The sequence below is a fragment of the Affinundibacterium baiyunense genome (assembly GCF_018139645.1).
In the GTDB taxonomy this organism is placed as follows: domain Bacteria; phylum Pseudomonadota; class Gammaproteobacteria; order Burkholderiales; family Burkholderiaceae_D; genus Undibacterium; species Undibacterium baiyunense.
Map to the genome: position 1 here is coordinate 42682 of NZ_JAGSPM010000005.1, position 7205 is coordinate 49886.

Annotated in this window: 4 protein-coding genes; all 4 read left to right on the forward strand. The window is 45.6% G+C overall.

Annotation, left to right across the window (positions count from 1 at the left end; genetic code table 11):
- Nucleotides 1-111: 111 nt before the first annotated feature.
- The gene (locus KDM92_RS09490; protein ID WP_212684123.1) at nt 112-2316 is read left to right on the forward strand and encodes a type I secretion system permease/ATPase; all 2205 of its coding nucleotides are present in this window, start codon (nt 112-114) and stop codon (nt 2314-2316) included.
- Nucleotides 2313-3725 carry an HlyD family type I secretion periplasmic adaptor subunit gene (locus tag KDM92_RS09495; RefSeq protein ID WP_189346981.1) on the forward strand — a complete coding sequence of 471 codons (1413 nt, stop codon included), beginning with the start codon at nt 2313-2315 and terminating at the stop codon, nt 3723-3725. Before KDM92_RS09490 ends, KDM92_RS09495 begins: the two co-directional genes overlap by 4 nt.
- Nucleotides 3726-3758: 33 nt before the next feature.
- Nucleotides 3759-4364, forward strand: coding sequence for a response regulator transcription factor (locus KDM92_RS09500; protein ID WP_212684124.1), 606 nt, complete (start codon nt 3759-3761; stop codon nt 4362-4364).
- A gap of 91 nt (nt 4365-4455) precedes the next feature.
- Nucleotides 4456-7205 (forward strand): retention module-containing protein (locus tag KDM92_RS09505; protein WP_212684125.1); only part of this gene is annotated, 2750 nt, incomplete at its 3' end.

A 7205-nucleotide genomic window follows, 5' to 3' on the forward strand; every position in this document is an offset into this window, starting at 1 on the left:
TTTTCCGTCAAGTGAAAGCAAATTAGCTAGCTACAGACTGATGTACTTCACTAAGTTGTCACTGGTGAAGCTTAGAGTGGAATGGTAGGGATTTACGATGGCGGCAATCGCATGACTCAGCAAGAAAATTTAACTCCTCAATCTGATAAACCAAGCAATAGCATGGGATTCGGCTCGGGTATTCGAGAAGATATCTTGCATCGCGATCCTTTGCTCGATTGTTTGGTTGAACTAACTCGAATCCATGGTCGGCCGAGTACGCGTGCGGCCTTGACGGCAGGCCTGCCATTGCCTGCAGCGGGTTTAACACCTTCTTTATTTGCAAGAGCCGCTGCGCATGCGGGTTTCTCTGCCAAAGTGGTGCGCCGAGAATTGTTAAAAATCGACGCGGCTTTAATGCCCGTGATTTTGCTACTCAAAAATAATGAAGCTTGTTTATTGCAGGGTTGGAGTAGTGATGGTGAACGTGCGCAATTACTGATGCCCGATTCTGGGCAAGGTGCGGTGAGTCTAAGTCGAGAAGAATTATTGGCGCGCTACACAGGAGTCGCGATTTTTTCGCGCCCCCATTTCCGGTTTGATCGACGTACCCCACCATTGGTTGAAGTTCCGCAGCGTCATTGGTTCTGGGGCGCTGTGTTGGAACAAAGTCCTATCTTTAAAGATATTCTTGCCGCTGCCTTACTAATTAATCTGTTTGCGATCGCAATGCCCTTGTTCACGATGAACGTGTATGACCGTGTGGTGCCGAATTTTGCGTTTCAAACTTTATGGGTGTTTGCTGGCGGGATTATCTTAGTTTTACTTTTAGATTACGCCATTCGTGTCTTGCGCGGACACTTCATTAATTTAGTTAGTAATCGTATCGATCTCAAATTATCCGGCTTGATTATGGAGCGGGTATTGGGCATGCGTATGTCGGAACGTCCGGCCTCGGTTGGTGCGTTTGCTTCGAATTTGCGTTCATTTGAAACCGTGCGTGATTTCATTGCGTCTGCGACTGTTACTGCTTTGATCGATTTGCCATTTGCAATTCTGTTCTTGTTTGTACTGGCTTGGATTGCTTGGCCCATCGTGTTACTACCGATTGTGGGCATCATTTTGGTGGTGATCTATAGCTATATGGTTCAGCACAAAATGCGCGAGTTATCGGAAACGACCTTTCGTGCTGCCGCGCTACGAAATTCCACCTTGGTGGAAAGTCTAACTGCCTTAGAAACAATCAAAGCGCACGGTGCAGAGAGCCAGATGCAAGAGAAATGGGAAAAAACCACCGCATTTCTCGCGAAAGTTAATTCTGAACTCAAATTGTTATCTTCATCGAGTATCAATGGCGCTTCTACTATTCAGCAACTAGTCAATGTGGCGGTGGTGATTGCGGGCGTTTATTTGATTCAAGAAAAAATGATGTCTATGGGTGGCTTGATTGCTGCAACCATGTTGGCGGGGCGGGCGATGGCGCCGGTGGCACAGGTAGTTGGCTTGATGTTGCAATTTGAAGGTGCGAAAAATTCGCTGGCGTCCTTAGAAAATATCATGGCAACACCAACGGAACGTAGTGATGAAACTGCTTTCATTCACCGACCTGAAATTAAAGGGCAAATCGAGTTTCGTAATGTTCATTTTAGTTATCCTGGCCGAACTGAAGAAGCGTTGCGCGGTGTGAGTTTTAAAATTGCACAAGGCGAACATGTGGTTATTATTGGTCGTATTGGATCTGGTAAATCCACCTTAGAAAAATTAATCTTGGGTTTGTATGCACCGACTAAGGGTGCCGTGTTGCTAGATGATGTCGACTTGCGACAATTAGATCCGGCTGATTTGCGTCGAAATTTAGGATACGTAGAACAAGATTCGATGCTGTTTTATGGCAGCTTACGAGAAAATATTACGATTCGAGCACCTTATGCGGATGATCGTGCGGTCGTTGCCGCCGCAGAGTTGGCAGGTTTGACCGAGTTCGTTAATAGCCATCCAGAAGGCTTTGATATGGCGATTAGCGAACGTGGTGAATCGATTTCTGGCGGTCAGCGTCAAAGTATTGCGATTGCGCGAGCAGCTTTGCTAGATCCGCCGGTTTTGCTGCTCGATGAGCCAACGAGCGCGATGGATTATCCCTCAGAAGCACAATTTAAAGATCGCATCGGGCGTTATGGCAAACATAAGACCATGATTATTGTGACGCATAGACCGAGTTTGATGGATTTAGCCACACGCATTATCGTCCTTGATCATGGTGTGATTGTGGCAGACGGGCCGCGCGACAAAGTTATGCATGCGCTGCAAACTGGTCAAATTGGAAGAGCGAAATTATGAAGTTCTGGCAACGATTAGGACTTGGCGTTTTGTCTTTATTAGAGCGTCTGCGTTTGCGTTTGGGGATGACGCCGGGTGGATGGCTGCAACGCTGGCAAGACGATGTTAGTTTGCCTGAATCAGATTTCATGCGTGATGCGGATAGCATCATTGCACAACAGGAACCTTTGCGTGCACGCATCTTACTGCGCGCCGTGATTGTTGTTTGCGTGTTGTTTGTGTTGTGGGCAGCCTTTGTGCATGTCGATGAAATTACCAAAGGAGAAGGCAAGGTCATTCCCTCTCAGCAGCTACAAGTCTATCCAAGTTTAGACGGCGGTATCGTTACTGATATTTTGGTAAAAGAGGGGCAGGTCGTCAATGAGGGACAGGTTTTATTGCAGATTGATCCGACCCGATTCGAAGCATCCGTGAATGAAAATCGGGCCTTGTATTTATCCTTGACTGCGAAAGCAGCACGCTTGCGAGCAATTGGTGAGGGAAAAGCTTTTGTGCCACCGCCAGAAGTGGTTGCCGAAGATCCTAAAACTGCGGAAGAAGAGCAAAAATTGTATGAAACTGCGACTTCTGAGTTGAACACACAAGTTTCTATCGCAAGACAACAATACGAGCAACGTAGTCAAGAGCAAGCAGAAGCGATTGCACGCCAAAAACAAGCTACAAATGCTTATGAATCTAGTTTGAAAGAATTGAATGTTACCAAGCCCTTGTTAGCGACTGGTGCTGTGTCAGAGGTGGAATTGCTGCGCTTGGAGCGCGATGTATCTCGGTTTAAAGGTGAGAAAGATGTCGCTACTGCGCAGATCGCCCGCTCTGGCGCTGCAATGTCTGAAGCTATGCGTAAGATTCAAGAAGTTGAATTAGCTGTACGTAATAATGCCAGCAAAGAATTATCAGAAACGATGGCACGTTTAAATTCATTGATTCAAACTGGCACCGGCTTGGCGGACAAAGTTAAACAGACCGCCATTCGTTCGCAAGTACGCGGTACGGTCAAGCGATTATTGGTTAATACTGTCGGTGGCGTGGTTCAGCCTGGTCGCGATGTGGTCGAGGTTGTTCCAAGTGACGGTAAGTTGATTTTGGAAGCGAAAGTCGCACCAAAAGATATTGCATTCTTGGTGCCAGGGCAAAAAGCAGTAGTGAAGTTCTCTGCTTACGACTTCGCCACATACGGTGGCTTGGATGCAAAATTAGAGCATATCGGTGCTGACTCTGTGACCGATGAACGAGGCAATACCTTTTACACCGTGCGTGTTTCTACGAATAAATCGACTTTGGAAGGCGGACAGCCGATTATTCCAGGTATGGTGGCGGAGGTTGATATCATTACTGGTAAAAAGACTATCCTGTCTTATATGTTAAAACCCGTTTTGCGCGCAAAACAAGCGGCATTTACTGAGCGCTAGGTGATGAAATTGTTTGACCAAAATTGTGTAACGATGCACTTCTTCAGCTCGGCAACGATGGAAGTTCCGACTGCTTTGAAGAAAAGCTTTCCGTTGGTTAAATCCATGGAGATGCCTCAACTTAGTACATTGCCTAGCAACGGTAAATCAATCATTTGGATACATTTAAGATCGGATCAAACTATCGCAGAACAATTGGCACCCGTGAAAGCTGCTGCACCTGCAGCTTTGATAGTGGTCATGAGTGACATCCCAAATGATCTAGAAGCATTGGCAGCATTTTCAATGTTGGCAAAAGCCTATTGCAATACGCATGCTGGTGCTGAGGTTTTGCTAAATGTTGCGAGTGTTGTAGAGCAAGGTGGGATTTGGATTGGTGAATCCATCATGCAAAAATTAATTGGCGGTGTGGCACCAGAGGCACCCCAGTTAGATTTAGCTATTGGTAAATGGGCTAAAGTTTTGACTGGCCGTGAGCTGGAAGTGGCGAAGGCAATTGCGATTGGACTGACAAACAAAGAAATCGCTTCAAAAATGCAGATCACAGAGAGAACTGTGAAGGCGCATGTCGGTGCAGTTCTTGATAAATTACAATTAAAGAATCGTTTACAACTCGCTTTGCTTGTAAAAGAAGGTTAAATCGATTTTCTCTAGTACCTAGGTACAATTACTTGGCTGAAATGGATTTGTTAGAGTCTGGATATTCAATTTATCCGTCTGGAGACTCAAAATGGCAAATTCAGCAAATATTATTGGCAAAGTAGTTGCGCTTCAAGGTCAAGCTTTCATCAAGTCTCCTGATGGTAAGCAACATCAACTCAAAGTAGGTGATGTCGTCTATGAAAAAGACATCATCATTACCGCACCAGGTGCCCAAGTCGAATTGGCATTTGATTCCGGCCATAATTACTTAGTTCGTCAAAATGAAACCGTGACGCTTGATGCGTCTGTGTTTGCGCCTAGCCAATCCGACATCGCAAAGGCCGCCTTATTGCCAGCGGACGCTAACCAACAAAACGTTGCGAAGGCGATTATAGGCGGTGATAGCCTTGATCAATTGCTTGAAGAAACAGCGGCTGGCTTGGGCGGTGGTGAAGTTAGTGATGGAAATAGTTTTGTGCGGGTTGGACGAATTGCAGAGAATGTGACGCCAGTAAATATAGCAGCCGCCACTACCACCACTTCAACTACTCAGACGCAGCAAGAAGCACCGCCAGTCGTTGTCAACGCAGTTCCTAATGTCATCTCTGTATCGTCGCCAAGTAGTGGTGAGGGTACTAGCCAAGATTTCATCGTCGAACTCTCTGCGCCTAGCACGCAGACTATTCAATTGAATTTGTCTCTCTCGTCGGGCAGTGCAACACTCGGTGTTGATACGAGTACGCAATTCGTCTCGTTTAATGGTGGGCAATCGTTTATTCCGTTCAGTGGGGGGGGCGTTGACGTTCCTGCTGGGGTGACGAGTGTGATCGTTCGTGTGAATACTGTTAATGATGGTTTGATTGAGGGTAATGAAAATTTTTCATTGACAGCAAGTACATCGTCTAATGTTTCAGTAGTCAGTGGCTCTGGTTCGATTGTTGACGCTGCCGCTCCGGTACTTTCTATTAGTGGTCCGATTGAGGTTAGCGAGTCGACTGGGGTGGTCACGTTCACGGTCAGCTTAAATTCTGCAAGCACAGCGACTGTTTCAGTTAATTACGCTACTGCTAACGGTTCAGCTGTCGCTGGTAGTGACTTTACACCAGTTGCGGGAAATATCGTCTTTGCCCCTGGTGAGACAACAAAAACTATTTCAGTGCCAATTACGGCGGATCGTATTTTTGAAAACTTAGAAAATTTTAGTGTTAACTTGTCAAATCCAAGCAATGCCTTAATCGGTAGTGGTAGTACTTCAGTCAATATTCGTGATGAGGCACTGGTGGTGAGTAGCATTTCAAGTCCGACTGTCAACGAAGGTGGATCGCTTGTATTTGATGTTAGTTTAAGTGGTGTAAGTAATACTGACACCGAAGTCAGTGTGAGTCTCGCCTCAGGCTCTGCGATTTTAGGGGTAGACACCGGAGTTCAAGAATATTCAGTGGATGGTGGAGGATCTTGGAGGCCATTTAACGGTGTGGTGCTCGTTCCACCGGGTTCAATTGGATTTCAAGTTCGTGTTGCGACGTTGACTGACAATTTAATCGAAGGTAGGGAGACAATATCTCTTTCTGGCGCTACTTCGCAAAATACGTCACCAATAGTTGGTACTGGAACCATTGTAGATGGTACTGTTTTGTCAGTAAATATTAGTGGCCCCACCAGTGTAAATGAAGGAGTGGGATCGGTTAGTTATACGATTAGTTTAAGCGGATCAAGTACCATTCCAGTGAGCGTTAACTATCAAAGTAGCGATGGGACTGCTCTAAATGGAAGTGACTATGGTGCCGTCTCAGGTAGTGTTACTTTTGAACCGGGAGAAACTACCAAGGTAATCACAGTTAATATTGCAAATGATTCTATTTTTGAAGGACCTGAAAATTTTAACGTTAGTCTTTCAGGTGTAGTTAATGCAACTATTGGTAACGGATCGGTTACAACGACTATTTTTGATGATGGCACAGGATTTGGTGGGAACGATGATGACCGCGTTACTGTTAGCAGTGTTTCTAGCCCATCTGTCAGTGAAGGCGGCGATCTCATTTTTACCGTCAATTTGAGTGGTAAAAGTTCTAATGATACTTCTGTATCGGTTAGCGCTTCTTCTGGTACGGCAATTCTCGGCGTTGATACTAGTGAAGGACAAGAATTTTCATTGGATGGTGGTTTAAGTTGGAATCCACTGAGTGGATCGATTGTTGTTCCCGCTGGTGTAGATAGTTTTCAAGTGAAGGTGTCCACGAAGCTTGATGGAATACTTGAGGGCGATGAGACTATAAGTTTGTCTGCGGCAACAGCTCAGAATGCTAGCTCAATTACTGGTATCGGAACCATCATTGACGGCGCTGTGCCATCGATTAGCGTTGTCGGTCCAGCGAGCATAAATGAATCAGCAGGGACAGTAACTTATACAGTGAGTTTGAGCTCAGCTAGTATTGCTACTGTTAATGTTAACTTTGCCACAAATAACGGTTCTGCGATTAGTGGAAGTGATTTTGTTGGAACTTCTGGGACTATCTCTTTTGCTCCAGGCGAGACAACAAAAACAGTTGTAGTTTTATTGATTAATGACTCAATCGAAGAAAGTACAGAAAATTTCACTTTTAATCTTAGTAACGCTGTTAATGCGACTATTGGCAACGCCAGCTTAGTTACAACAATCATTGATGATGACAGGCCCACGATCACCACAGTAGAACCAGGCGCAGCAGGCCCAGCTGGTGACACGGTGGTCGAAGGCAATAATTTGGTGTACACAGTCAGCTTGTCAGGTCCGACCACAATCGCCTCGACGTACAGCTACAACTTAGGTGGCGGTACAGCGACAGCAGGTAGTGACTA